The 26,496-nt window shown below is 72.1% G+C and carries 22 protein-coding genes and 1 tRNA gene; 10 read left to right on the top strand and 13 right to left on the bottom strand.

The annotated features are described in order from the left end of the window. Positions 1-103 precede the first annotated feature (103 nt). The 3 genes from ACWDBB_RS06275 to ACWDBB_RS06285 all read right to left on the bottom strand — a co-directional run bounded on the left by ACWDBB_RS06275 (position 104) and on the right by ACWDBB_RS06285 (position 1,709). Positions 104-970, bottom strand: a complete 867-nt coding sequence (locus ACWDBB_RS06275) for an NUDIX hydrolase (protein WP_449788457.1) — start codon at positions 968-970, stop codon at positions 104-106. Positions 971-1,086: 116 nt separating this feature from the next. Further along, complete coding sequence (locus ACWDBB_RS06280) at positions 1,087-1,554, bottom strand: RidA family protein (RefSeq protein WP_449788458.1); 468 nt, start codon at positions 1,552-1,554, stop codon at positions 1,087-1,089. Next, positions 1,551-1,709, bottom strand: a complete 159-nt coding sequence (locus ACWDBB_RS06285; RefSeq protein ID WP_094743074.1) for a DUF4177 domain-containing protein — start codon at positions 1,707-1,709, stop codon at positions 1,551-1,553. The genes ACWDBB_RS06280 and ACWDBB_RS06285 overlap by 4 nt, the downstream gene beginning before the upstream one ends. 212 nt (positions 1,710-1,921) lie before the next feature. Between ACWDBB_RS06285 and ACWDBB_RS06290 the strand changes: the two genes are divergently transcribed. Together ACWDBB_RS06290 and ACWDBB_RS06295 are read left to right on the top strand one after the other, a co-directional pair. After that, positions 1,922-2,995 carry an ArsA-related P-loop ATPase gene (locus ACWDBB_RS06290; RefSeq protein WP_449788459.1) on the top strand — a complete coding sequence of 358 codons (1,074 nt, stop codon included), beginning with the start codon at positions 1,922-1,924 and terminating at the stop codon, positions 2,993-2,995. Then, positions 2,992-4,164: an ArsA family ATPase gene (locus ACWDBB_RS06295; RefSeq protein ID WP_449788460.1), complete on the top strand. Its 1,173-nt coding sequence runs from the start codon at positions 2,992-2,994 to the stop codon at positions 4,162-4,164. Before ACWDBB_RS06290 ends, ACWDBB_RS06295 begins: the two co-directional genes overlap by 4 nt. 172 nt (positions 4,165-4,336) lie before the next feature. Here ACWDBB_RS06295 and ACWDBB_RS06300 read toward each other — a convergent pair whose 3' ends face one another. Further along, positions 4,337-4,660, bottom strand: coding sequence for a WhiB family transcriptional regulator (locus ACWDBB_RS06300; protein WP_195911063.1), 324 nt, complete (start codon positions 4,658-4,660; stop codon positions 4,337-4,339). A gap of 424 nt (positions 4,661-5,084) precedes the next feature. Between ACWDBB_RS06300 and ACWDBB_RS06305 the strand changes: the two genes are divergently transcribed. Continuing rightward, entirely contained in the window at positions 5,085-7,448 is a 2,364-nt protein-coding gene (locus tag ACWDBB_RS06305) for a transglycosylase domain-containing protein (RefSeq protein WP_449788461.1), read from the top strand. Positions 7,449-7,578: 130 nt separating this feature from the next. Here the strand turns inward: ACWDBB_RS06305 and ACWDBB_RS06310 are convergent, their stop codons facing one another. Then, on the bottom strand, positions 7,579-8,040 hold the full coding sequence (locus tag ACWDBB_RS06310; protein WP_449788462.1) for a GatB/YqeY domain-containing protein: 462 nt from the start codon (positions 8,038-8,040) through the stop codon (positions 7,579-7,581). A gap of 719 nt (positions 8,041-8,759) precedes the next feature. On the opposite strand from ACWDBB_RS06310, the gene ACWDBB_RS06315 reads away from it, so the two are divergent. From ACWDBB_RS06315 to ACWDBB_RS06335, 5 genes are all read left to right on the top strand, one after another. Continuing rightward, the gene (locus ACWDBB_RS06315; RefSeq protein ID WP_449788463.1) at positions 8,760-10,070 is read left to right on the top strand and encodes a helix-turn-helix domain-containing protein; all 1,311 of its coding nucleotides are present in this window, start codon (positions 8,760-8,762) and stop codon (positions 10,068-10,070) included. A gap of 180 nt (positions 10,071-10,250) precedes the next feature. Beyond that, positions 10,251-11,195, top strand: a complete 945-nt coding sequence (locus ACWDBB_RS06320; protein WP_392914264.1) for a metallophosphoesterase — start codon at positions 10,251-10,253, stop codon at positions 11,193-11,195. Between the two features lie 100 nt (positions 11,196-11,295). Further along, a tRNA-Pro gene (locus ACWDBB_RS06325) sits at positions 11,296-11,369 on the top strand. 1,389 nt (positions 11,370-12,758) lie between these two features. After that, positions 12,759-13,238: a hypothetical protein gene (locus ACWDBB_RS06330; RefSeq protein ID WP_449788464.1), complete on the top strand. Its 480-nt coding sequence runs from the start codon at positions 12,759-12,761 to the stop codon at positions 13,236-13,238. A 160-nt stretch (positions 13,239-13,398) separates the two neighbouring features. Beyond that, a complete protein-coding gene (locus tag ACWDBB_RS06335) occupies positions 13,399-15,396 on the top strand; it encodes an NHL repeat-containing protein (protein WP_449788465.1) in 1,998 nt (665 codons plus the stop codon). 92 nt (positions 15,397-15,488) lie between these two features. Here the strand turns inward: ACWDBB_RS06335 and ACWDBB_RS06340 are convergent, their stop codons facing one another. After that, positions 15,489-16,694: a response regulator transcription factor gene (locus ACWDBB_RS06340; RefSeq protein ID WP_449788466.1), complete on the bottom strand. Its 1,206-nt coding sequence runs from the start codon at positions 16,692-16,694 to the stop codon at positions 15,489-15,491. Between the two features lie 68 nt (positions 16,695-16,762). Here ACWDBB_RS06340 and ACWDBB_RS06345 point away from each other — a divergent pair, with 68 nt between their 5' ends. Together ACWDBB_RS06345 and ACWDBB_RS06350 are read left to right on the top strand one after the other, a co-directional pair. After that, a complete protein-coding gene (locus ACWDBB_RS06345) occupies positions 16,763-18,631 on the top strand; it encodes a S9 family peptidase (RefSeq protein ID WP_449788467.1) in 1,869 nt (622 codons plus the stop codon). Then, positions 18,628-19,266 (top strand): hypothetical protein, encoded by a 639-nt coding sequence (locus ACWDBB_RS06350; RefSeq protein ID WP_449788468.1) that lies wholly within the window; start codon positions 18,628-18,630, stop codon positions 19,264-19,266. The genes ACWDBB_RS06345 and ACWDBB_RS06350 overlap by 4 nt, the downstream gene beginning before the upstream one ends. Positions 19,267-19,293: 27 nt before the next feature. Here ACWDBB_RS06350 and ACWDBB_RS06355 read toward each other — a convergent pair whose 3' ends face one another. The 7 genes from ACWDBB_RS06355 to recR all read right to left on the bottom strand — a co-directional run bounded on the left by ACWDBB_RS06355 (position 19,294) and on the right by recR (position 26,486). Further along, entirely contained in the window at positions 19,294-20,073 is a 780-nt protein-coding gene (locus tag ACWDBB_RS06355) for an SURF1 family protein (protein ID WP_449788469.1), read from the bottom strand. Positions 20,074-20,189: 116 nt separating this feature from the next. Then, a complete protein-coding gene (locus ACWDBB_RS06360; RefSeq protein WP_449788470.1) occupies positions 20,190-21,506 on the bottom strand; it encodes a hypothetical protein in 1,317 nt (438 codons plus the stop codon). Further along, positions 21,499-22,044: a SigE family RNA polymerase sigma factor gene (locus ACWDBB_RS06365; RefSeq protein WP_392868345.1), complete on the bottom strand. Its 546-nt coding sequence runs from the start codon at positions 22,042-22,044 to the stop codon at positions 21,499-21,501. Before ACWDBB_RS06365 ends, ACWDBB_RS06360 begins: the two co-directional genes overlap by 8 nt. Positions 22,045-22,315: 271 nt before the next feature. Further along, positions 22,316-23,383 (bottom strand): aspartate-semialdehyde dehydrogenase, encoded by a 1,068-nt coding sequence (locus ACWDBB_RS06370; RefSeq protein ID WP_449788471.1) that lies wholly within the window; start codon positions 23,381-23,383, stop codon positions 22,316-22,318. A gap of 60 nt (positions 23,384-23,443) precedes the next feature. Further along, positions 23,444-24,724, bottom strand: coding sequence for an aspartate kinase (locus ACWDBB_RS06375; RefSeq protein ID WP_316522622.1), 1,281 nt, complete (start codon positions 24,722-24,724; stop codon positions 23,444-23,446). A 414-nt stretch (positions 24,725-25,138) separates the two neighbouring features. After that, positions 25,139-25,894, bottom strand: a complete 756-nt coding sequence (locus ACWDBB_RS06380) for a DUF5063 domain-containing protein (RefSeq protein ID WP_449788472.1) — start codon at positions 25,892-25,894, stop codon at positions 25,139-25,141. Then, positions 25,887-26,486, bottom strand: a complete 600-nt coding sequence (gene recR, locus ACWDBB_RS06385) for a recombination mediator RecR (protein ID WP_350575393.1) — start codon at positions 26,484-26,486, stop codon at positions 25,887-25,889. The genes ACWDBB_RS06380 and recR overlap by 8 nt, the downstream gene beginning before the upstream one ends. Positions 26,487-26,496: the final 10 nt, after the last annotated feature.

The raw sequence follows: 26,496 nt of genomic DNA on the forward strand, positions 1-26,496 counted from the left end.
CCTACGGGCCTCGCGGGATTCGTACGGGCCTCGCGACCCCGACGGGTCCTGCGGGTCCTGCGGATCGTACGGATCGTACGGATGGTCCCAGTGGGTGGAACGGTCAGGAGCCCTCCGGGAACTCCCCGTCGATGGTCAACTCCTCGTGACCGGGCCAGCGGACCGTCAACCGGTCGCCGCGGACCTCGGCCCGGCCCAGGACCGGCGCCAGCCGGCGGTCGGCCGCCGCGGCCAGCGCCTCGGCCGCGGTCCGCACCGAGGACAGCTCGCGCAGCACCGTCACGGTCGGCGGCAGCATGCCGAACCGGCCCTCCCGGTAGCCCCGCACCGCCTCGGCCGGCGTCAGCCAGGCGACCCGGTCGGCCTCGCCGACCTCCAGGGCCGCGCGCTGGCCGGCCGGCAGCGCGGCGACGAAGAACCAGGTGTCGTAACGCCGTTCCTCGAACTCCGGGGTGATCCAGCGGGCCCAGCCGCCCAGCAGGTCGCTGCGCAGCACCAGGCCGTGGTCGCGGAGGAACTCGGCGAAGGACAGCTCGTGCGCCTCCAGCGCGGCCCGTTCGGCGGACCAGTCGCGCGGTACGGCGATGCTGTCGGAGTCGGGGCCGGCCAGCAGCACGCCGGCCTCCTCGAAGGTCTCGCGGACCGCCGCGCAGACCACCGCCCGCGCCGTCCGGGCGTCCAGCCCGAGCCGCCGGGCCCACTCCTCGGGAGCCGGTCCGGCCCAGCCCGGCTCGACCTCGGCGTCCCGCGGGTCCACCCCGCCGCCCGGGTAGGCGTACATCCCGGCCGCGAAGGCCATCGAGGTGCGCCTGCGCAGCAGGTAGGCCTCGGGCCCGTCGGCGGCGTCGCGCAGCAGCACGACCGTCGCGGCGGCCTTGGGCACCGGCGGGGTCACCGCGCCGGATTCGACCGCCCGGATCCGGGCGGGCCAGCCGGGCGGCATCGGGAGCGTCGTCGCTCGATGGTCCATGCCCGGATGCTAGGGCGTGTCCGACGATTCCCGCCAGGCTCACCGGTCGATCGGACACCCTCCGGTCACACGGAGGCGGGGCCGGAAGGTGCCCGGCCCCGCCTCCGCGATCAGGCTCAGGCGGCCTTGACGCGCACCACGAGCTCGACCTCGACCGGGGCGTCCAACGGCAGCACCGCGACGCCGACGGCGCTGCGGGCGTGCACGCCGGCGTCGCCCAGCACCTGGCCGAGCAGCTCGCTGGCACCGTTGACGACGGCCGGGACGGCGATGAAGTCGGGGGCGGCGGCGACGAAGCCGACGACCTTGACGACCCGCTCGATCCGGTCGAGGTCGCCGATCACCGACTTCACGGCGGCCAGGGCGTTCAGCGCGCAGATCTGCGCCAGCTCCTTGGCCTCCTCCGGGGAGACCTCGGCGCCGACCTTGCCCGTGGTCGGCAGCTTGCCGCCGACGACCGGGAGCTGGCCGGAGGTGAACACGAGTTCGCCGGACTCCACGGCCGGCACGTAGGCGGCGACCGGGGCGGCCACCGGAGGCAGGGTCAGGCCCAGCTCGGCGAGCTTCTCCTCGACCTTGCTCATGCGTTCTTCTCCCGCTTGAAGTAGGCCACCAGCTGCTCCGGGTTCGGGCCGGGCACGACCTGGACGAGCTCCCAGCCGTCCTCGCCGAAGTTGTCCAGGATCTGCTTGGTGGCGTGCACCAGCAGGGGCGCCGTCATGTATTCCCACTTGGTCATGGCCAGACTCTAGACGAGCCGTCGCGGCGAACCGCGCCGCCCGCCCCCGGGCGTGTGAGGTGGGGCACAAAGAGGGCATGATCGGGCCTGACGACCCAGGTGCTCCGGGCATCCGGTGCGCTCCCTGGTTACCCTCGCGAGAGGGCACCCTGGTGAGGGGCACCCTCGTCAGGAGGGGACGCCCGTAAGACGGAGACGGACGGAGACGGAGCGTGGCACGCACCCCCGACCAGGCGGCCCGGCGCGACCCCGACTGGGAGGGCGTCCGGCTGCACGTGGTCAGCGGCAAGGGCGGCACCGGGAAGACCACGCTGGCCGCGGCGCTGGCCCTGGCGCTCGCCGCGGACGGCGGACGGGTGCTGCTGATCGAGGTCGAGGGCCGGCAGGGCGTCGCCGAGCTGTTCGGGATCGCCGCACTGCCGTACGAGGAGCGCCGGATCGCCTCGGTCTCCCGCCCCCAACTGGGGCTCCCGGCCGGGGAGGGCGGGCCCGGCGAGGTCTTCGCGCTGGCGATCGACACCGAGCTGGCGCTGCTGGAGTACCTGGAGATGTTCTACAAGCTCGGCCGGGCCGGGAAGGCGCTCCAGAAGGTCGGCTTCGTCGACTTCGCCACCACCATCGCGCCCGGCGTGCGGGACGTCCTGCTCACCGGCAAGGCCTGCGAGGCGACCAGGCGCAAGGACCAGGACGGCCGGCGGCGCTACGACGCGGTGGTGATGGACGCCCCGCCGACCGGGCGGCTGACCCGGTTCCTGAACGTCAACTCCGAGGTCGCCGGGCTGGCCCGGATCGGCCCGATACACACCCAGGCGCAGGCCGTGATGCGGGTGCTGAAGTCGCCGGAGACCGCGGTGCACCTGGTCACCCTGCTGGAGGAGATGCCGGTGCAGGAGACGGTCGACGGCATCGCGGAGCTGCGCGAGGCGAAGCTCCCGGTGGGCGGGGTGATGGTCAACATGGTCCGGCCCCCGGTGCTGGACGCGGCGGCGGTGGCCGCGGTGGACGGGGACCACCGCGAGGAGGTCGCCCTGGCGCTCGGGGAGGCCGGGCTCGGCGGCCGCACACGCACCGCGGAGAAGGTCAGGGCGGCGGTGGAGCCGCTGCTCGACCCGCTGCTGGACCAGGCCAGGGAGCACGCCGAGCGGGTCGAGCTGGAACGCGCGCAGCGCGCCGACATCCAGCAACTGCGGCTCCCCACGTACGAACTTCCGCTGCTGGGCGAGGGCGTGGACCTCGGCGGGCTGTACCGGCTGGCGGGCGAACTGAAGCGGCAGGGGGCGGCATGACCTCGAACAGCGGGGTGCGGAGCACCGGGCGGCGGCTCGCGGTGGACGAGCTGATCGACAACCAGAAGACCAGGATCATCGTCTGCTGCGGCTCCGGCGGCGTCGGCAAGACCACCACCGCCGCGGCGCTCGGCCTGCGGGCCGCCGAACGCGGCCGCAAGGTCGTGGTGCTGACCATCGACCCGGCCCGCCGGCTCGCCCAGTCGATGGGCCTCACCGAGCTCGACAACACCCCCAGGGTGGTCAAGGGCGTCAGCGGTGAGGGCGAACTCCAGGCCATGATGCTGGACATGAAGCGGACCTTCGACGAGGTCGTGCTGGCCCACGCCGAGCCCGAACGGGCCCGGGCGATCATGGAGAACCCCTTCTACCAGTCCCTGTCGGCCGGCTTCGCGGGCACGCAGGAGTACATGGCGATGGAGAAGCTCGGGCAGCTGCGCGCCGCCGAGGAGTGGGACCTGATCGTCGTGGACACCCCGCCGTCCCGCTCGGCGCTGGACTTCCTGGACGCACCCAACCGGCTCGGGTCCTTCCTGGACGGCCGGGTGATCCGGATCCTGACCGCCCCGGCCAAGGTCGGCGGGCGCAGCGCGATGCGCTTCCTGAACGCCGGGATGGGCCTGCTCACCGGCACCCTCGGCAAAATCTTCGGCGCCCAACTGCTCACCGACGTGCAGACCTTCGTCAGCGCGATGGACTCGATGTTCGGCGGCTTCCGGGAGCGCGCGGACCGCACGTACCAGCTGCTCAAGGCGCCGGGCACGGCGTTCCTGGTGGTGGCCGCGCCGGAGCGGGACGCGCTGCGCGAGGCGGCGTACTTCGTGGACCGGCTGGCCGCGGACCGGATGCCGCTGGCCGGGCTGGTGCTCAACCGGGTGCACGGCACCGGGGCACCGCAGCTCACCGCGGAACGGGCGCTGGCGGCCGCCGAGACGCTGGAGGAGAACGGCTCGGAGCACGCCTCGCCGGAGGCCGAGCTGCTCGCGGCCGGGCTGCTGCGGCTGCACGCCGAGCGGATGCAGATCATGGGGCGCGAACGCCGCACCCGCGACCGCTTCGTCTCGGTGTACCCGGACGTGCCGATCGTGGAGGTGCCGGCGCTGCCGGGGGACGTGCACGACCTGGACGGCCTGCGGGCCATCGGGGAGCGGCTCAACGGCGCCGAGTAGCCGACGGTGTGGCGTGGCCTCTCGCCGGAGCCACGGTCTCGCCGGAAGTGCGATCTCGCCGGGGGCGATCTGGCCGGATCCACGGCCCGGTTGACGGCGCGGGGGTGACCGCCGGCGCGCGGTGGCCCGCGCCCGAGGGCCGACCGGCCCGGACCGCGCGGTGCGGCCGGGCTCAGCCCGCCTGGGCGTAGTCCGTCAGTATCACCCCGGTCGCGAGGGACTCCTCGTACTCGGTGCGCGCCGTCTCCAGCAGCTTCCGCCATGAGATGACGGTCGGGCGGCGGCGCAGCAGCGCCCGGCGCTCCCGCTCCGTCATCCCGCCCCACACCCCGAACTCCACCCGGTTGTCCAGGGCGTCCGCGAGGCACTCCGTCCGGACGGGGCAGCCGCTGCACACCGCCTTCGCGCGGTTCTGTGCCGCCCCCTGGACGAACAATTCGTCCGGATCACTCGTGCGACAGGCGGCCTGCGCACTCCAGTCGTCAACCCAGCCCATGCCGGCGCCGTCCTCTCCCGTATTCGAGGCTCCCCCACGGCGGCAACGGCATATTCACCGTTGCCAGTTGAGGACGTTACGGAAGAACGACAGCTTGCAACAGCCCCTTCGGGCTCAATCTCGAATGACCCAATCGGACTATGGGTGGCGATCAGCTCACTCGTTGGAGTGATCGCAGGTCGCACACCTTGCCAAGAGCGGCGCCCCCACGCTCGTCACAGGAATCGTCACGGAGAGCGACCGGCCACACGGGCACAACAGGTCACAGTCGCCTCAGAACCCGGCCATCGGCGGGCAATCCGGGCAACTCTCCTCGCCCACAAGAGTGAATGATGTTGACGCACCGAAGCTGTCGCAAGCTTGTGACAAGCCTAGGCGAACACCTGCCCCGGTGTGCGGGAATCCGCAACGTAGGGTTCTCCTCATGGCACCGAAGCGCCCTCAGGCATCCCAGCCCCCAGGCAACACCGGAGCTCCGCGCGGCAAGGCCGACGGATCCCCGATGGAGCACGTCGGCAACGGCGTCAAGTTCCTGGGCGTCAGCGTGCTCTCCGGAGTCCTGCTGGCAGGCCTCGCCCTGCCCGCGGTCGGCGCCATCGGGCTGACCGCCAAGGACACGGCGGAGAGCTTCTCCAACATCTCCGACGACTTCAAGACGCCGCCGCTGACCCAGGCGACCCAGATCTTCGACGCCAAGGGCGGCCTGATCGCCAAGGTCTACGAGCGCGACCGCACCGTCATCACCGCCGACCAGATGTCGCCGTTCATGCGGCACGCCCAGGTGGACATCGAGGACGCCCGCTTCTACGAGCACGGCGCCGTCGACCTCAAGGGCGTGCTCCGCGCGATCAGCAAGAACGCGGAGAGCGGCACCACCGCGCAGGGCGCTTCGACGCTGACCCAGCAGTACGTGAAGAACGTCAACGTGGAGAAGGCAGGCGACGACCAGGCGGCCGTCCTGGAGGCCCAGCGCAAGACCCTGGGCCGCAAGATCCAGGAGCTCAAGGTCGCCATCAAGCTGGAGGAGGACCTGTCCAAGGACCAGATCCTCACCAACTACCTCAACATCACCTTCTACGGCCACCAGGCCTACGGGGTCGAGGCCGCCTCCCAGCGCTACTTCAGCAAGAGCAACAAGGACCTGACCATCGCCGAGGCCGCCACCCTGGCCGGCATGGTGCAGAACCCGTCGTCCTACGACCCGGTGCGCTACCCCGAGAACACGGTCAAGCGCCGCAACGTCGTGATCGACAAGATGCTGGAGAACAAGCACATCACCGCCGACCAGGCGAAGGAGGCGAAGGCCGCCCCGCTGGGCCTGAAGTACAAGGACCCGCAGAACGGCTGCATCACCGCCCAGGCCGGCATGGGCTTCTTCTGCGACTACGTCCGCCACGTGGTCAAGCAGGACCCGGCCTTCGGCAAGAGCGCCGACGAGCGCAAGAAGGTGTGGAACACCGGCGGCCTGAACATCTACACCACGCTGGACCCGGACAAGCAGGCCGCCGCCCAGAACGCCGTCACCAAGAAGGTCTACGTGACCGACACGGTGTCGGCCGCCGCGACCATGATGGAGCCGGGCACCGGCAAGATCCTCGCGATGGCCCAGACCCGCCCGTACGGCCTGGACTCCAACAAGAACCAGACCGTCGTCAACCTCAACGTGGACGCCGCGATGGGCGGCGGCAACGGGTTCCAGACCGGTTCGACCTTCAAGCCGATCCTGGCCGCGGCCGCGCTGGAGTCTGGCATGTCGAACACCCAGTCGTTCCCGTCCGAGAACAAGATCGAGTACCCGCAGATGTCCACCTGCTCGGGCACCTGGAAGAACACCGTCAAGCCCAAGGAGACGGTGAAGAACGAGCAGGACAGCGAGGTCGGGCCGTACCAGCTGAAGGAGGCGATGGCCCGCTCGGTCAACACCTACTTCGTGCAGATGGAGCAGCAGGTCGGCCTCTGCGCGATGAAGCAGATGGCCAACAAGCTGGGCATCACCCAGTCCGCCAAGGGCGACGCCTTCCAGGAGGTGCCCTCGATGGTCCTCGGCACCCTGGAGCTCTCGCCGCTGACCATGGCGAACGTCTACGCGACCTTCGCCGCCCGCGGCAAGTACTGCACCCCGGTCGCGATCAACAAGATCACCACGGTGGACGGCAAGGACATCCCGGTCCCGCAGTCCCAGTGCAGCCAGGCCTTCTCCGAGCAGACCGCCGACTCGCTCAACGCCGTCCTGCTGAACGTGACCGAGAAGGGCACCGCGGCCGCCCTGACCATGGACGACGGCCGCAAGATCGCCGGCAAGACCGGTACCACCGACGAGAAGAAGGCCGCCTGGTTCAGCGGCTACACCCCGTCGCTGGCCACCGCGGTCTGGCTCGGCGGCCCGGCCGGCGGCGTCAAGATGAAGAACATCACCATCGGCGGCAAGCCCTTCACCGAGGTGTTCGGCGCCGACGGCCCCGGCCCGATCTGGGCGATGGCGATGAACCAGGCGCTCAAGGGCACCCCGCTGGAGCCGATCCAGACCGCCAGCATCCCGGACCCGCAGCCGGCCGCTCCCGCGCCGGGCGCCCCCGCGGCCGGCGCCACCCCGCCGGCCGCCGACCCGAACGCCCCGCAGCCCGGCGGCAACCCCCCGCCGCCGCAGCAGGGCGGGAACCCCGGCCAGGCCGGTGGCCAGCCCGGCGGGCTGCCGGGCGGCTTCCCGGGCGGGTTCACCTTGCCGCCCCTCCCCGGGGGCGGGAACGGCGGCCGGCACGGCGGCGGCAACGGGAACGGGAACGGCTGACCCGGCGGCCGGGTGACCGGCCCTCCGGAACATGCCGAAGGGGCGCCCTCCAGCGCGGAGGGCGCCCCTTCGGCATGTTCCCGGGGCGTGCTCGCGGGGCGCGCTCGCGGGAGCGGCCGGGCGCGCCGGTTCAGGCCAGGGCGGCCTTCACCGCGGCGGCGACCCGGCCGCCCTCGGCCAGGCCGTCGACCTTGGGCTTCACCAGCTTCATGACGGCGCCCATCGCCTGCGGGCCGCTCGTGCCGCCCTCGGCCACGGTGGCCACGGCGGCCGCGACGATCGCGGCCAGCTCCTCGTCGGAGAGCTGCTTGGGCAGGTAGGCCGCCAGCACCTCGCGCTCGGACCGCTCGCGGGCCGCCTGGTCCGTCCGGCCGGCGGTGTCGAAGGCCTCGGCCGCCTCCCGGCGCTTCTTCGCCTCGCGAGCGATCACCTTCAGCACGTCGTCGTCGGACAGCTCGCGCTTCTGCTCGCCCGCCACCTCCTCGCTGGTGACGGCGGTCAGGGTGAGCCGGATGGTGGACGCGCGAAGCTCGTCCCGTTCCCTGATGGCAGCCGTGAGGTCCGCTTGCAGCTGCTCCTTGAGCGTTGTCATTTCCTCTTCTTATCCTTCGGCCGTGGGTGGGCTCAACCAGGTTTCCGCTGGGCATCCACCGGGATTTCCGCAGTTGAACGAGTATCCCCGACGGTCCCGGCCGGCCGTCGCCCGACAGCGCACGGGTCGCAGGCGGTTCCGCTCGGAAGCGGGCGACGATCCGGGGCGGGAACGCGCGGCGGTCGAATCCGTGAACAATCGACGTCCGGGACCGGGAGCGGACGAATGGATTCGGCCAAGATGGCCGATAATGCTCGTACAATTTCGGCCGCAATGCCGAAAACTGCCGCGGGCGGCGCGAAGTTGCCGGTCACAAAGGGGCAAATCGAACGTTGTGACCACTTCGCCGAAAAAAGTCCGCGTAGTACACTCGTTCGCGCGTCGCTCGAGTAGCCCGATGGCGGCGATCGACTCACCGTCGAATCAACGCCGAATCACCGCCGAAGGCCGCCACGAACAGCTGCGACAAACCGTCACCACGTCCCCGATTCATTATTCCACAGCACTGACACACTGCTGCCCGAGCACCGTTCGACCCTGACACCTTGTGTCCGGGCGCCTTGCGGCCCAGGCCGACACGAGCGTTCACGCCTGCGCTCCGCCCGGCTGTCCGACCGCCTGGCCGGCAGTGATCGTTTTTCGGAGTGATCGGCGCCGACAAAAACGGCGCATCGAGTTCTGACTTTTATTCTGCTCACGACGGCAGGAAGCGCGGGGGAATGGACAACAATCAGCTTCGCTCGATGCTGGTAACCCAACGGAAGATGATCGGATGGAGCCAGGAGCAATTAGCCGAGCACTCCACCGTCAGTGTCCGCACCATCCGTAACCTGGAAACCGGCGCCATCAAGAATCCGCGGCGCAGTTCCGTGGAACTCCTGGTGGGCGCGCTGTTCTCCGCGGCGACCGACCGGAACGACACCGTGCTCTCCCGGGCCGTCCAGGCGGGCGCTCCGGCGGAGCTGCTGTCCGCCCGGCCGGAGGCCGGATGGCCGACCCACGTCGCCGAACTCCCGGACAACGCGCGCTGGCGGGGCCTGCGCCCCAAGACGGACATCACCGTCGGCCGCCGGGCCGACCTGCTGCACGTCGTGACCGCCCTGCGCCCGGGCCGGCCGCTGGTGCTCACCGGCCCCGCCGGGGTCGGCAAGACCCGGCTGGCGCTGGACTCGGCCGCCCACCTGTTGGACCGCTTCCGGGACGGCGTCGTGGTCCTGGAACTCGGCTCGGTGACCCCCGAGGGCGTCGACCCGGCCGCCGCCGCGGCGCAGGCCCAGCGCGCGCTCGACACGCTCTTCCGGAGCTTCGACCGCGATCCGCGGACCACGCCCGAGCCGCAGCTGCTGCTGGTCATCGACAACGCCGAGCACGTCATCGACACGGTGGCCCGGCAGGTCAGGGCGCTGCTGGCGCGCCACCCTGCGCTCCACATCATGATCACCTCGCTGCGGGCGCCCGCCGGGGTCCCCGCCGACCTGTGGGAGGTCTCACCCCTGCCGGTCGACCATCCGGACGGCCCCTACGGCTGCCCGCCCGCCGCCGAACTGTTCTGCCGCCGGGTGCACTCGGTCGCCCCCACCCTCGACCTGCGCGACCAGATGCCGCAGGTGGTCGAGCTCTGCCGGCGCCTCGGCGGCCTGGCGCTCGCGATCGAGAACGCGGCCGTCCGGATGCGCTCGGTGCCCCTGCACGTCCTGGTGGAGGAGTGCCGGGTGCTGCCGATCCTCGGCCAGGAGGAGGTCGGCGGGCTCTCCCACCACCGCTCGCTGCACCGCAGCCTCGCCTGGGCGTACGGGCTGCTCGACGAACGGCAGCGCCGGGCGCTCAGACGGCTCTCCCGGTTCCCCGAGGAGTTCTCCATCGACGACGTCCGCCGGGAGCCGGACGGCGGCGACCGGGAGCCCGCCCGCAACCTCGACGTCCTGGCCGAGCTGGTCGACTTCTCCGTCGTCCAGGTCAAGCGCGGGCACCAGTACGCGTACCGGGTCCCCCGGATGATGCGCGAGTACGTCAACGCCATCCCGGCCTGAGGACCGGCCCGCACCGCCGTACCCCGCCGTACTCGCCGTACCCCTCCGTACCCGCCGCGCCAGGAGTGCCGGCCGTGCCCGGAATGCCGCTCCGGGCACGGCCGGTGGGCCGGCGGCCGCCGCTCTCACCACCGACGCCGGGCGTGCGCCGGCTGATCGACCGTCTGAGAGCATGGCCTGATGCGACCGCTGCACTCCGTTCCCCTCGGCATCGCCGTCACCGGCGCCGCCTGTCTCGCCTACTCCGTCGGGTACGAGGTCCGGGCCTTCCGCCTCCGCCGGATCGAGGTCCCCGTCCTCCCGCGCGGCGCCCGGCCGATCCGGATCCTCCAGGTGTCCGACATCCACATGGTGAGCGGGCAGGGCAAGAAGCAGCGCTGGCTGAAGAGCCTGGCCGGCCTGCGCCCCGACCTGGTGGTCAACACCGGCGACAACCTCTCCGACCCGCTCGGCGTCCCGGCCACCCTCGACGCGCTCGGGCCGCTCATGGAGTTCCCGGGCGTCTACGTCTTCGGCTCCAACGACTACTACGGACCGGCCCGCAAGAACCCGGCCCGCTACCTCCAGGCCATGCGCAGCGGCGCCCACGGCCTGAACAACCCCGACGGCACCGCCCGCCGCGGCATCACCGGCGCCGTCCACAACCCGTGGGAGAAGCTCCGCGACGGCTTCGACGGGGCCGGCTGGCTCGACCTCACCAACACCCGCGGCCGCCTCACCGTGAACGGCCTCGACCTGGAGTTCACCGGCCTCGACGACCCGCACATCCGCCGCGACCGCTACAGCGAGGTCGCCGGCGGCCCCTCCGCCGACGCCGACCTCTCCCTCGCCGTCGTCCACGCGCCCTACCTGCGCGTCCTCGACGCCTTCACCGCCGACCGCTACCCGCTGATCCTCGCCGGGCACACCCACGGCGGCCAGCTCTGCATCCCCTTCTACGGCGCCCTGGTCACCAACTGCGACATCGACACCCGGCGGGTCAAGGGCCTCTCCACCCACACCGCCGGCGGCCACCGCTCGTACCTCCACGTCTCGGCCGGCTGCGGCACCAACCGCTACACCCCCGTCCGCTTCGCCTGCCCGCCCGAGGCCACCCTCCTCACCCTCACCCCGGCCCCCCGCTGACCCCCGCCGGACGCCCGCCCGGAACCGGATTTCGTGTCTAGGCGAGCGTCCGGTAGAGTTCTACTCGTCGCGAAGGAGACGGAGCGACAAACAGAAAGACCGGGGTGTGGCGCAGCTTGGTAGCGCGCTTCGTTCGGGACGAAGAGGCCGTGGGTTCAAATCCCGCCACCCCGACCCAGGTCAGAGGCCCTATCGGAGAGATCCGATAGGGCCTCTGGCGTATCTGCCAGCACGAAAGTACAGCAACCGCTCCGGCCCTCCCCGACCGCCAGCAGTGGATGCTAAGGAAGTGCCGGCAGAGCCGAAGTACTTCGCCGACACCATGGCGTGATTCAGGTCACACCCGGGCTGTGGCGCTCAAGGCGCATGACGTCGCGCCAGACCCCGTGGTGTTTGCCAATGTGCTCACGGGCGCCGATGACTCAGAAGCCGGCGCGGGCGTGGAGGGCAAAGCGAACGGCTCCGGCCAGAAGTCCTGGACCGTCGCCTCGCTCTGCTCGCCCCGCCGCGCCCCCGACCGCGTCCTCGTCCTGGAAGACCGCTGGGTCGACCAGCACTGCCTTGGCCCTGACCGGGCTCGACCAGCCGGGGCTGGCGGTGGCCGATGTCGGTACCGACTCGCGCTGGTCGTAGAGGTCAAGGTGCCCTTGCGGCCGTGCGGAGCCGGCGGCGGTGATGCCGGCCCGCGTCGGGCCGCCTACCTGACGGGGCAGGCCCGCTTGGCGAGCTGGGTCCGGGTTTCCGGATACGGGGGGAGGGGCACCGCAACCTGGCGGGGCCGAGGCGTGGTCCGCAGCGAGCGGCCCCGATACGGCGGCATCCACGCTCGTTGGGGTCGAGCGTGGATGCCGGTGAAGCGTTCGGCTGTTCAGGTGTGCCGGCCCTATGGGCCGGTGGCCAGGGGTGGTGCGGTCACCAGTGGTTACTTGGGTCGGACCGTCGGCACCACGGCCGGCGCGGCCTCGCCCGAGGAGGTCGCCACCCTGCCAGCTGCCGCATGGACCGACCAACGGTGACCTGAGCCCGCAGATGAGCCTCGTCCAGGGAAGCCTCAACAAGTGCCGGCGTCCGGGACTTCGCCGCCCGCGCGGGCGTCCAGATCATCTGATCCATAGCCGGATTACGGCCCGTAGTCCGGCTACGAATCTGGCCTTCCGCCCAGCAGTTCACTGGGGAACGCCCTCCCCTGCCCTGCTGCCGAAGGCCTCCCATGCCAACGCACAGCACCAGGAGGTCGGCTGCCTCCCACGGGCGTCCCGCAGCAGCGACTGCGGGACGCCCGCTGGGTCGACCTTCCTCACGGCGGCCGTCAGCTGTTCGGCTCAACAGCGGAGGTGGATCGGACTCAAAGCGCCCATGGTTGACACATGGCCAAGGCTGGCAGCCGGATCGCACGTCGGTTGCCCCTACCCGCGGAGCGGACCTGGCTGGATCGCCGACGGGCTCTCGACGCCACCGTCCTGCTGCGGGACCGCCAGGGGTTGGACACCTCACTGGCCTGCTCAAGGAACGACGGAGCGAAGGCGGTAGGCAGCCGGCAAGGCAACCACCTGGAGGATGATCGTGACGCTCACCGAGGCCGAGTTGCTGACGGCCGACGAGGATCGTCTGGGGGAACTCTTCCGTACGAGCCCGCCCGGTGACATTCCCGACGGCCCGATGGAGGGCACCGCCATCATCGGCGCGGGCACGGGCGTGACCCGACCGATCGCCGCGTTGGTGCGCCTGGCCGTGTGGCGGGGAAAGGTCTTCGACCGCACTGGCGGGTACCTGAGCAATCGGCTGTCCGCACTGGACGCGCTCGCCGTCCTCGCCACGGTCGCTCCGGGACCGAGTCGGCTGGACGGCGAGGAGTGCATCGTCATCGACTACTCCAGAACATCCCTCGTCGCTCGCGGCGTGCGCGATGAGATCCGCCAGGTGGGCCCGGACCTGTATCTGGGCGTGATCTGGCTGCTGGGCGCCAAGGTGGGCTGGTTCTCGCTGAGGAAGCCGCAAGCAGGAACCGGACCGGACGAGAAGCAGCCGAACGCGAGCGCATGATCGCCCCGATCCGCTTCGCCGCTCTTCCGGCTGCCCGACAAGGCTGCAGGAACATCCCGATCGGCTGACGTCTGGCGGCCTGGGCACCGATCGGGCGAACTCCGGGTGAAGGCCATGGTCCATCCCGGCCGGGCTGCTCTGTTTGAAAGGTCCTACAACGATGACCACCCCCATCATGCGCGCTCGCAGGTCAGCACTCGGCACGTCCCGCCGTGCACGAAGGTGGACCGCGGCCGTCTCAGCCACCGCGGCTGCCTCGCTCGTCGCCGCTCTGACCTCCTGCAGCGCCCCGCAAGACGCTCCCGCCGCCACCCCGAGCACACTGGCGGGAACAGTCGCAGGAGCGGGCAACGCGCTACACGGGGCCCAGGTGACGCTCTTCGTCGGAACCCGCCAGGGAACCGAGGCACTGGGCCGCGCCACAACCGACGCGACCGGCTCCTTCAACATCTCCTACGCCCAGCCGACAGACGGAGTGCTGTACGTCGAGGCCGCGCCTGCGGACACTCCCGGGCTCCGGCTGCGTTCCGTCGTCGGCACCGGCGCCGGAGGTGGCGTCCCCCAGCGGGCCCTGAGCGCGGTGAAGGTCAACGAACTCACCACCGTCGCCGCCACCTACGCCTTGGCCCAGTTCAGCGACCAGCACGGCATCTCCGGTCCGAGCCCCGGGCTGCAGAACGCCGCGGCGACATCGTTCAACCTCGCCGATCCGGCCACCGGCAAGCCGGGCGGAGTCGTCACGAACCAGGACAACGGCACCAACAACGAGACACTCGCCACCCTTGGCACGCTCGCCAATCTGCTCTCGCTCTGCGCGACGCCGAACGCCCCGCACTGCGGGGACGTGCTCCGCCTCGCCACACCGCCCGGTGGCACCACCCCGGTCGACACGGTGCAGGCGGCCCTCAACCTCGTCCACAACCCGACACTCTCCCCGGCCGAGCTCTACGCCCTCGCGCAGACGGCGAACGCCTTCTCTCCCGCGCTCACCGCGGCCCCCACCTCCTGGATCCTGGCGCTGCGCTACACCGACACCGGCCTCTACGCCCCCGGGCGCATCGCGTTCGACGCCAAGGGAAACGCCTGGGCGACCAACAACTGGCAGGCCGGCACCAGGGACCCGAGCCCCTACGTCACCGTGCTCGATCCGGTCGGCCGCCCCACCCTTGGGAGTCCCATCAGCGGCGGCGGCATGAAGGCCGGGGCCTGGGGTATCGCGATCGACCATGACGGCTCCGCGTGGGTGAGCAGCTACGGGGGCGACGCGATCTCGAAGTACTCGGCCTCCGGAACCCCGCTGTCGCCCGACACGGGCTGGAAGAACGGCGGCCCCGACCATCCGCAGGGTGTCGCCGTCGACCAGAAGGGCAACGTGTGGATCGCCAACTTCTATGGCATCAAAGGCGCGCCCGGCCAGGGCAGCGTGATCGTTTACCCGCACGGCGACCCCTCGAAGGCGATCACGATCACCGGCGGCGGCCTCGACCACCCGTTCGCCGTCCAGATCGACGGCCAGGGACGGGCCTGGGTCACCAACGCCCGCCTCAGCGGCGCCAAACTCTACGAAACGCGCGTGCCCGATTCCAACGTCGAGTTCGGTGGAGGCGTCACCGTCATCGGCCCCGACTTCAAACCGACCGCGTTCTCGCCCGTCAAGAGCAGCTCGTTCAGCTGGCCCCTGGGACTTGCCATCGATTCCAGGAACAACGTCTGGGTGCCCGACTTCTTCAGCAACACCGTCACCGAGATCCGGCCCGATGGAACCATCGCCGGTGAGCACAAGCTGCCGATCACGGTCGCCCCCTGGTCCGTGGCCGTGGACGGGTCCGACCGCGTATGGGTCGCCGGCTTCGGCGCCCCGTCCGTATGGCTGCTGTGCGGCGAGAACACCGCCGCCTGCCCGAACGGCACCTCCACCGGCACGTTCCTGTCCCCCTCACAGGGGTTCCGCAACGCAGCGATCCAGCACCTCACGGCAGTGCAGCTCGACCAGTCCGGCAACGTCTGGCTGGCCAACAACTGGTCGGCACTCCTCCCCCCGACCGGCGGCGTAGGCCTGGTGGAACTCATCGGACTCGCCACCCCGGTCTGCACACCCCTCACCCCGCTACCGATGCGACCGTCATCGGCAACCGCGACCGCCTGCCCGAAGCAGTGAAACCGGCGCACCCGACCGGCCCGCGGGTAGCGAATCCGGCCCCCAACCGACCACTACCCGTGCGCCCCAGGCAGACACCCGGAACGGAACGGCTACCGCCCCTGGTGACACTCCAGCCCGACCAGCGGCCGACGCGAAGGAGCCGACGGAGCACTGGCACGGGGGCTTGCCGAAAAAGCCTGACCGCTGACGAGCCACTGGCGCGCGTCCGCTGTACAGCAGCAAAGTACAGCAACCGCCCCGTCCAGCAGTGACCATCGGCGCCCCTGGCACCACCTCTGACGTGCGCAGATGACCTCAGCGACCACCCTGCCCGTAATTCGGGACGAAGAGGCCGTGGGTTCAAATCCCGCCACCCCGACCCAGTGCAGAGGCCCTATCGGAGAGATCCGATAGGGCCTCTGTCGTTGTGCCCGGCCCACCGGGTGACCGTGCCTCAGCCGACCCGGCGACGGGGATCCGTCCGAGCACCTTCCTCCTTCCGTGCCCCGCGCACTTCCTTCCGTGGCGTTCCGCCGATCCGGGCCCGCGCGTGGTTCACCCGCGTCGTGGCCGGGGTCCGGTCGGAGGACGGTGGTGAGTCCGGTGCGGGAGGTGATGTCGAGCTCCCGGTAGGCCCCGTAGAGGTGGTGGGCGACCGTACGGGGGCTGAGGAAGAGCGGGCGGCGGATATCGCGGTTGGTGAGGCCCTGGGCGGCGAGGCGGGCGATCTGGAGTCCCTGGGGGTGAGGGGGCGCTGCGGGGTGTCGGCCGGGGTTGAGGGCCGGGGTGCCGGTGGCGGAGAGTTCGGTGCGGGCGCCGCCGGCCCCGGACGCGGACACCCCGCCGGTGCGGGCGGCGAGCAGCAGGACGCCCCCTCGGCCTGGAACCGACGGGCGGCCAGCAGCAGCGCGTCCAGTGAGGCCCGGTCCAGCCCAGCCACTGGATGTCGCCCAGGACGCACAACCGCGGCTGGTCTGCGGCGAGTTCGGCGAGCAGTCCGAGTCCGGCGAGGCCGACCAGCAGCCGGTCGGCTGCGCCCCGCCGCCCGCCGGTCCGTCACCGGCCGCGCTGCCACCGGCTCCCCCGTCAAGAGCCCGAACGCCACCTCCAGCGCCACCGGTCAAGGCGCCACCGCCGACACCCCGCTGGTCGACACCCGGCTGTTCCGCAGCCGCTCCTTCGGCGCCGGCCTGCTCGCCCAACTCGCCTTCTGGCTCGGCCAGGGCTCCTTCTTCCTGGTCCCCCCTGCACCTCCGGTTCGGCCGCGGTCCGGATGCCCTCGGCGCCGGGCCGGTCTTCACCGCGCCCGCCGGCACCCCGGGCGGGCGGGCCGAAGCCCACCCGCCCGTTCCCTTCCCTCCCCCCGATCGGGTTGGATGGTCGGATGAGCGAGGAGAAGAGCGCCGTCCCGGCGTGGGAGCAGAGGTTCAGGGCGGCCCGGGTGTCGCTGCCCGACTGGGCCGAGGACGCCCCGGACCGGGCGCTGTACGTGTCCAACGCGACCGGCACCTACGAGGTCTACGCCTGGGACCGCGCCACCGGCGCCCACCGCCAGGTCACCGACCGTCCGAACGGCACCACCGACGCCGAGCTGTCCCCCGACGGCGACTGGGTCTGGTGGTTCGACGACCACGACGGCGACGAGTTCGGCGTCTGGCGCCGCCAGCCGTTCGCGGGCGGTCCCGACGAGGAGGCCGTGCCCGGCCTCGCCGCCTCCTACTCGGCCGGCCTGGCACTCGGCCGCGACGGCACCGTGGTCGTCGGCCGCTCCACCGACGAGGACGGCACCACCCTGCACCTGTACCGCCCCGGCAGCGCCGGGCCGGTCGAGATCTACCGGCACGAGGAGTACGGCGGCGTCGGCGACCTCAGCCACGACAGCACACTGCTCGCCATCGACCACACCGAGCACGGCGACGCGATGCACTCCGCGATCCGGGTCGTCCGGATCACCGGGGAAGGCGGCGTCGAGACCGTCGCCGAGCTGGACGAGGTCACCGGCCGGGACGAGCCGCGCGGCGTCGCCTGCCTGGGCTTCGCCCCGGTCGAGGGCGACACCCGCCTGCTGGTCGCCCACCAGCGCACCGGCCGCTGGGAGCCGATGATCTGGGACGTCGCCACCGGCGTCGAGACCGCCCTCCCGCTGCGCGACGAGCAGGGCCGCGAACTGCCCGGCGACGTCTCCGCGCAGTGGCGCCCCGGCGCCGAGGAACTGCTGGTGGAGCACGAGTACGAGGCGCGCAGCGAGCTGTTCTCGTACGGACTCGCCGACGGCCTGCTGACCCGCCTGGACACCCCGCGCGGCACCGTCGGCGGCGCCACCGCCCGCCCGGACGGCACCGTCGAGTACCTGTGGTCCTCCGCCGCCGAGCCCTCCGCCGTCCGCTCCACCTCCGGGACGGTCGTGCTGCGGGCGCCCGGCACGGTGCCGCCCGGTTCGGTGCCGGTCGAGGACGTCTGGGTGGACGGCCCCGGCGGGCGGGTGCACGCCCTGGTGCAGCGGCCGACGACGCCCGCGCAGGGCCCGTACCCGACCGTGTTCGAGATCCACGGCGGCCCGACCCACCACGACAGCGACTCCTTCGCCGCCGGCCCGGCCGCCTGGCTGGATCACGGCTTCGCGGTGGTCCGGGTCAACTACCGCGGCTCGACCGGCTACGGCCAGGCCTGGACGGACGCGCTGCACGAGCGGGTCGGCCTGATCGAGCTGGAGGACATCGCGGCGGTCCGCGCCTGGGCCGTCGACAGCGGGCTCGCCGACCCGGCCCGGCTGGTGCTCACCGGCGGCAGCTGGGGCGGCTACCTGACCCTGCTCGGCCTCGGCGTCCAGCCCGACAGCTGGGCCCTCGGCGTGGCCGCCGTGCCGGTCGCGGACTACCACACGGCGTACGCCGACGAGATGGAGGCGCTCAAGTCGCTGGACCGCACGCTCTTCGGCGGCACCCCGGAGGAGGTCCCGGAGCGCTTCACCGCCTCCTCGCCACTGACCTACGTCGAGCAGGTGCGGGTGCCGGTGTACATCAGCGCCGGGGTCAACGACCCGCGCTGCCCGATCCGGCAGATCGACAACTACGTCGAGCAGCTGGAGCGGCTCGGCAAGCCGCACGAGGTGTACCGCTTCGACGCGGGGCACGGGTCTCTGGTGGTGGAGGAGCGGATCAAGCAGCTGCGGCTGGAGATCGACTTCGTCCGGCGGCACCTGGGCGCGGCGCCGGCGGAGGCCGACGCGAGCGGCGCCGGAGGGCAGGCGTGAGACGCCTGCTGATGCTCGCGGGGGCGGCGGTCGCCGGGGCCCTGGTGCTCACCGGCTGCTCGGGCTCGCAGCAGAACGAGGCCTCCTGCCCGCCCCCGGCGGGCCCGGTGGTGCCGAGCCCCTCGGCGGTCGTGCCCACGAGCTCGGCCGCCACACCGCCCGCCGCACCCACTGCCACACCGCCCGCCGCACCGCCCGCAGCACCGCCCGCCACCGCGACCAAGGCGAGCGCACCGGGCGCGGGGAGCACGGGGAGCACAGTCGGCGGCGGAGCCGCGGGCACATCCGTGCTGCTGACGGCGTACGAGCCGACCGATCCGGACGGCACCGTCGAACTCGCCAAGGGATCGAAGGGGTCCGGCGGCTCCAAGGGTTCCTCGGGCTCGAAGGGCTCCAAGGGGTCGAAGAGCGGTCGCACCGTGCACCACCACATCGACCACTACGACTCCGACGACGACCACGGCGGCAGCGGCAACGGCCACTGCCACAGCGACCCGACGCCGCTGCCCACCGGCTCGTCCTCGCCGACCCAGTCGCTGCTCCCGACCCAGCCGGCGATCCCGACGCCCACTCCGACGCCGCCCCCGCCGGCGGTCAAGCCGACGCCGGCGCCGGCCCTGCCGACCAAGCGCTGAGCCGGGGGCGGAGCGGGACTCCGCCGGTCAGTCCAGGACCGGGTCCAGTCCGAGGGCCCGGTCCTGCTCCGCCTCCGCCTCGCGGCGCACCAGGCGGAACCACATGAAGACGACGAACCCCGCGAAGACGAACCACTCCAGGGTGTAGCCCAGGTTCTGGAAGGCGCGCAGGGTGAGCCCGTCCCCGCCCTGCGGCTGCACGCTCGGTACGGAGGCCAGCCCGGCGGGCACGTCGTCGGCGGCCACCCAGCCGTCGTACCAGCCGTCGTACTCCAGCACGTTCAGCAGCGACGCCCGGTTGATCATGCCGAGCTGCCCGGCAGGCAGGCCGCCCGCCACCGCGCCGTTGCTGCCCACGGCCTCGTTGGCCTGCAGGCGCCCGGTCACCGTCACCTCTCCGCCCGGCGGCGGCCCGGCGGCGGCCGGGGTTCCGGGCGCCCAGCCGCGCACCACGGCGACGGCGTGTCCGTCGGGGGTGCGCAGCGGGGTGAGCACGTAGTAGCCCTGCTTGCCGTCCACCACGCGGTTGGGGACGAGCAGTTGGTGTTCGGTGTCGTAGCTGCCGGTCACCGTGACGGTCCTGCCGACGGTCTCGGTGGTCACCTGCGGGGTCGCCTGGTTGAGCAGCGCGTCGAGCGGCCGGGCATCACTCGAAGCGGTGATCGCCTGCTTGGTCTCCTGGTGCGTGGACACCCGGTCCTCGAACCGGCCGAGCTGCCAGGAGCCCAGGAACAGGCAGACCGCCACGGCCGCCACGGCCACGACGGTGCCGCCGAGCCAGCGCGGAGTCAGGAGGAACCGGTACACACCCCCACGGTATCCACTCCTCACACCCGGCCCGCCCCCCGGGCCCCGTACCCGGCGGCCTCCGACCCGCTACGACCCGCCGAGCACGCCGGGCCCCGCCGGTCACCGCCGGGCGGTCACCCCGCCGTCGGTGAACCCGACGGCTGCGGCGCCGGGCCGCCCAGGCCCTGGACGCCGCCGCGGTAGACGGTGCCGCCGCACGACACGGGCAGGATCGCCGTGGCGACCGCCGGGCTGCCGGGGGCGGGAGTGTGGGCGATGGTCACGGTGGGCGCCGTGGTGGGCGGGTTCCCGGTCGGGCTGGCGCTCGGGCTGGGGGCCGTGGTGGGGTCCGCCGACGGGGACGAGGAGGCCGGCGGGTTGGCGCTGGGCGCGTCGCTGGTGACGGAGCCCGGGGCGCCGGGCTCGACGGCGGCCGGGACGTCCGAGCGCAGGGCCACCTGGTTGACGCCGTTCGAAGCCGGGGTGGTCAGGGAGCCGGAGCCGGTGCAGGTCCGTTCGGGGACCCAGGCGAACGGCACCCGGTACCCGGCCCGCGGCGCGAGCACCGGCGGCTCCCCGTCCATCGCGGGCAGGTCGGCGGCCGGGTCGCCCGGGGCGTGGTCGGCGGAGTGGACGCGGCCGCGGTCGCCGCCGCTGACGGCGGTGACCGCCACCGAGCCCGGCCCACCGAGCCGGCAGCTGTGCCCGGAGACGTTGTAGACCGTGAAGGAGCCGTAGATCCGCCCGGTGCCGTCGGCCGCGCCGACCTGCGAGACGCCCTCGCCGAGGTCCTTCCGGGTGCAGAGCGGGACGATGCCGCCGCCGTCGGCGCCGCCGGTGCCGGAGGGCGCGATGCCGCCGTCGGTGTGCGTCAGCCCGCCGCCGGGGGTGTGCGGGGCCGTGGCCGAACCGGACGGCGACGTGACCCCGCCGGTGCCGCTCGGGTCCCCGTGCGAGGCCCCGCCAGTGCCGCCGGCGCTTCCGGTGACGCCGCTGGAGGAGGTGGCGGCCGGGCTCTTGGCGTCCGCCGATCCGGGGCCGCCGGAGAGCCCGAGGTGCTCCCCCTCGTGCAGGACGGGCAGGCCGATCGCGACGACGAAGGCGAGCGCGGCCACCCCGGTCCAGGCACCGCGCCGGGCGGCCTGGCGGCGGGGCACCGCCCGGCGGATCCGCGGCAGCGCCTCGGCCGCGGGCTGGATGCCGGAGACGGCGCCGTGCAGCAGTTCGCGCAGCGCCCGTTCCTCGGTGGAGAGGTCCGGCAGCTCCGGGGTCAGGGAGTCCGCCTCGGACGACGACGCGTTCGCGGCGCCGGGCGCGTTCGGGGCGGGCGCGTTCGCGGCGCCGGGCACGTTCGGGGCGGGCGCGTTCGGGACGGGCGCGTTCGGGACGGGCGCGTTCGGGATGGAGGCGTCAGGCCCGTTCGGGCCGGAGGCGCCGTCCGCCTCAGCCATGTCCGGCCTCCATCTGGACGCGGAGGGCGGCGAGTCCACGCGAGCCGTAGGCCTTCACCGAGCCGAGCGAGATGCCCAGGGTCTCGGCGACCTGCGCCTCCGTCATGTCCACGAAGTAACGCAGCACCAGAACCTCCCGCTGACGGCGTTGCAGACCACGTAGCGCGGCCTTCAACTGGTCGCGCTCCAGGGCATCGTAGGCACCTTCTTCTGCACTGGCCATGTCAGGCATGGGCTTCGGCAGCAGTCGCAGCCCGAGGATGCGGCGGCGCAGCGTGGAGCGGGACAGGTTGACGACCGTCTGCCTGAGGTAGGCCAGGGTCTTCTCGGGCTCTCGCACCCGGCGCCGGGCGGCGTGCACCCGGATGAACGCCTCCTGGACGACGTCCTCGCAGGTCGAGAGGTCGTCGAGGAGCAGCGCGGCGAGCCGCAGCAGCGAGCGGTAGTGCGCCTGGTAGGTCGCGGTGAGCAGGTCCTCGCTGGTACCCGCGTCGGTACCCGCGCCGGAGTCCGCCGCACCGGGTGCGGCCGCCGTCATCTGGTCTTCTTCCGGCCTACTCGCAGGCCACGGGGCGCGCGACGGGAAGGACACCGCGGCTCTCGCCGGGATGCCCGCCCTTGCCCCCACCATCACGTTCGCCACGCACGTTGGACACTCGATCCCCTGTCATGGTTGCCCGGCCCGGGGCCCATTCTTCCGCATCGGCGGAAGCGGGCTCCAGGGGATTCCCACGGGATTCCGGACAGATTGTGTCGAGGAGCGGACACAGGTATGGACAGCTGGGGAGACAGGTGGGGAAACCCGATGCCTACTCGGTCGGTTGGCCCGCCGTCAGCTCCGCCGCCACCAGTTCGGCCAGCTGCACCAGGTTGAGCGCCGCGCCCTTGCGCAGATTGTCCCCGCACAGGAAGAGGTCCAGCGCGTCCGGTTCGTCCAGCGCCCGCCGGACCCTCCCGACCCAGACCGGGTCCGTTCCGACCACGTCGTTCGGCGTCGGGAACTCGCCCGCCGCCGGGTCGTCGTAGAGGACCACGCCGGGCGCGTCCCGCAGGATGTCCTGCGCATGCTCCTGGGTGACCTCCCGTTCGAACCGGGCGTGCACCGCCAGCGCGTGGGTGCGGACGACCGGGATGTGGACACAGGTCGCCGAGACCTTCAGGGCGGGAAGGCCGAGGACCTTGCGGGACTCGTCGCGGATGCCCATCTCCTCGGCGGACCAGCCGCCCTCGCACAGACCGCCGGTCCAGGGCACCGCGTTGAACGCGAGCGGGGCGGCGAACGGACCCTGATCGGCGATCAGCGCGCGCAGGTCACCGGTCTGCCGGCCGACCTCGGCGCCCGCCACCAGAGCGGTCTGCGCGCGCAGCGCCGCCTCGCCGGCGCGGCCCTCGCCGTCGGCGGCCTGGTAGGAGGCGACCACCAGCTGCGCCAGCCCGTACTCGGCGTGCAGCGCGCCGAGTACGGCGATCATCGCGAGGGTGGTGCCGGCCGGACTGGCGACGATCCCGCGCGGGCGGATCCGCAGCGCGGCCGCGTTGACCTCGGGGACGACCAGCGGCACGTCCTCGGCAGTACGGAAGACGGCCGAGTCGTCGATCACCACGACGCCCTTGGCCGCCGCGATCGGCGCCCACTGGGCGGAGACCTGGTCGGGGACGGCGAACACCGCCACGTCGACCCCCTCGAAGGCCTCCTCGGCCAGCGGGACGACCCGGACGGACTCCCCGCGCACCACCGCCGTACGGTCGGCCGAGCGCGGGGAGGCGACGAGACGGATCTCGCCCCAGACGTCCTGGCGGAGGGAGAGCAGCCCGAGCAGCACCTCGCCGACCGCGCCGGTGGCGCCGACGACGGCGAGGTTCGGACGCCGGGTCATCGCCCGGCGTCCCGGCCCGGTGCCCGGGTCATCGCCCGGCGCTCCCGCTCCGCTCCCGGGTCATCGCCCGGTGCCGCCGTAGACGACGGCCTCGTCGCTCTCGCTGTCCAGGCCGAAGGCGCTGTGCACGGCCCGGACGGCCTCCGGGACGTCATCCGCGCGGGTGACCACCGAGATGCGGATCTCCGAGGTGGAGATCAGCTCGATGTTGACGCCCGCGGCGGACAGCGCCTCGAAGAAGGTCGCCGTGACCCCGGGGTTGGAACGCATGCCGGCGCCGACCAGCGAGATCTTGCCGATCGCGTCGTCGTAGCGCAGCGACTCGTAGCCGATGCCCTCCTTGACCCGGCCCAGTGCGTCGATGGCCTTCTGGCCCTCGGTCTTGGGCAGGGTGAAGGAGATGTCGGTCAGGCCGGTCGATGCGGCGGAGACGTTCTGCACCACCATGTCGATGTTGACCTCGGCGTCGGCGATGGCGCGGAAGATGCGCGCCGCCTCGCCCGGCTTGTCGGGCACGCCGACGACCGTGACCTTGGCCTCGGAGGTGTCGTGGGCGACTCCGGAGATGATGGCCTGCTCCATCTCGCCCCCTTCGGGCTGGTTCGGGTTGTCATTGCTGACGATCGTCCCGGGAAGACCCGAGAAGGACGAGCGTACGTGAATCGGGATGTTGTAGCGACGGGCGTACTCGACACACCGATCGAGCAGGACCTTGGAGCCCGACGAGGCCAGCTCCAGCATGTCCTCGTAGGCGATCCAGTCGATCTTGCGGGCCTTCTTCACCACGCGCGGGTCGGCGGTGAACACGCCGTCCACGTCGGTGTAGATCTCGCAGACCTCGGCCTTGAGCGCGGCGGCGAGCGCCACGGCGGTGGTGTCCGAGCCGCCCCGGCCCAGCGTGGTGATGTCCTTGCTGGTCTGGGAGACGCCCTGGAAACCGGCCACGATCGCGATGTTGCCCTGGTCCAGGGCGGTGCGGATGCGGCCCGGCGTCACGTCGATGATGCGCGCCTTGTTGTGGACGGAGTCGGTGATGACACCGGCCTGGCTGCCCGTGAAGGACTGCGCCTCGTGCCCCAGGGATTTGATCGCCATGGCCAGCAGCGCCATGGAGATGCGCTCTCCAGCGGTCAGCAGCATGTCGAACTCACGGCCGGCAGGCAGCGGTGACACCTGCTCGGCGAGTTCGATGAGCTCGTCCGTCGTGTCGCCCATCGCGGACACCACGACGACGACCTCATGGCCGGCCTTCTTGGCGTCAACGATTCGGCGGGCCACGCGCTTGATGCCTTCGGCATCCGCAACGGATGAGCCGCCGTACTTCTGCACGACAAGGCCCACGTGCGCTCCTCGACTCGAAGTCTTTTCCGGGGGCTACGGGCCCCCGTACCCCCCTGGGAAGAGGGGGGTGCGGTCGTCGTCAGTCTACCGAGCAGGGGTGCTCCGACTGGCGCTTTCCATATGGTGAGACGGTAGTTTCAGCACGTGAGCGGCGTGCGGGTGGCTCCGCCGTCAGGTCTGCGGGCGATTCGGCGCGGTTCCGAAGAATCGGCGGATCGGGGGGCGGCGATCCGGCCGGATTTTCTTTTCCGGCCGGGCGCTGAGGCATCCGTCACAATCCGGGCCCGCCATTGCTGAATTCCGCCGGTCGCCGGTCGCCTGCCGCCGGTCGCCTATCGCCTGGCCGCCTGGCCGCCTGGCCGCCTGGCCGCCTGGCCGCCTGCAGACGTTCCTGTACCGGCTGCGACCTGCTGCCTAGCGGCCCAGACCGAGCTCGGCCGCCATCAGGTCGCCCGCCTGCTGCTCCAGCTGCTCGTCGGTGAGCCCGTCGTCGTCGGTGTCCGCGCCGTCCGGCACCGCGCCGATCGGGCTGTCCAGCCGGACGTGGGCGATCAGCGACTGCAGGGCCCGCAGCACCGCCGTACAGGTCGTGCCCCAGTTGGAGAGGTACGAGAACTGCCACCACCACAGCGCCTCGCTGACCCGGCCCTCGCGGTAGTGGGTCAGGCCGTGCTGGAGCTCGCTGACCACGCCGGCCAGGTCGTCCGAGATCCGGAAGGCGTTGGGCTTCTCCGGCGGACCGTACGGGTCGAAGACCTCGTGGTAGACGTCGATCGGCGCGAGCAGCTCGGCGAGGCGCTCGCGCAGCTGCTCGCCGTCCGGCTCGGGGCCCGCGTCGGGCTCGAAGCGGTCCTCCGGGACGACGTCCTCGATCGCGCCCAGTCGGCCGCCCGCCAGCAGCAGCTGCGAGACCTCCAGGAGCAGCAGCGAGACCGCGCTGCCGGGCTCGTCGCCCTTGGCGACCTCGGTGACGGCGAGCACGAAGCTCTCCACCGAGTCGGCGATCTGCACGGCGAAGTCGTCCGGCTCCGAACCGTGGCCGTGGGTGTGCGGGGCGTGGACGTCCGCGTGCGGGGCGTGTGCCCCTGCGTGCGGGGCGTGTGCCCCCGGTTCCCCGTGGGACTGCTGGCGGGGGGTGTGGGGCTGCTGGTTGATCGTCCGGTCAGACATCGAGCAGTCGTCTCCCTTCGAAGGCGCGGCCGAGGGTGACCTCGTCCGCGTACTCCAGATCCCCGCCGACGGGCAGGCCGCTCGCCAGACGGGTCACCTTCAGGCCCATCGGCTTGCAGAGCCGGGCCAGGTAGGTGGCGGTCGCCTCCCCCTCCAGGTTGGGGTCGGTGGCCAGGATCAGCTCGGTGACCGTGCCGTCCGCAAGCCGCGACAGCAGCTCGCGGATGCGCAGGTCGTCCGGGCCGACGCCCTCGATGGGGCTGATCGCGCCGCCCAGCACGTGGTAGCGGCCGCGGAACTCACGGGTGCGCTCGATGGCGACGACGTCCTTGGGCTCCTCGACCACGCAGATGACGGCGAGGTCGCGGCGGGGGTCCAGGCAGACCCGGCACTGCTCGGCCTCCGCGACGTTGCCGCAGACCACGCAGAAGCGGACCTTGTCCTTGACCTCCAGCAGGGCGTGCGCCAGCCGGCGCACGTCGGTCGGGTCGGCCTGCAACACGTGGAAGGCGATCCGCTGGGCGCTCTTGGGCCCGACGCCGGGCAGCCTGCCCAGTTCGTCGATCAGGTCCTGAACCACGCCCTCGTACAACGTCGCGCCT

The sequence above is a fragment of the Kitasatospora sp. NPDC001095 genome (assembly GCF_053598615.1).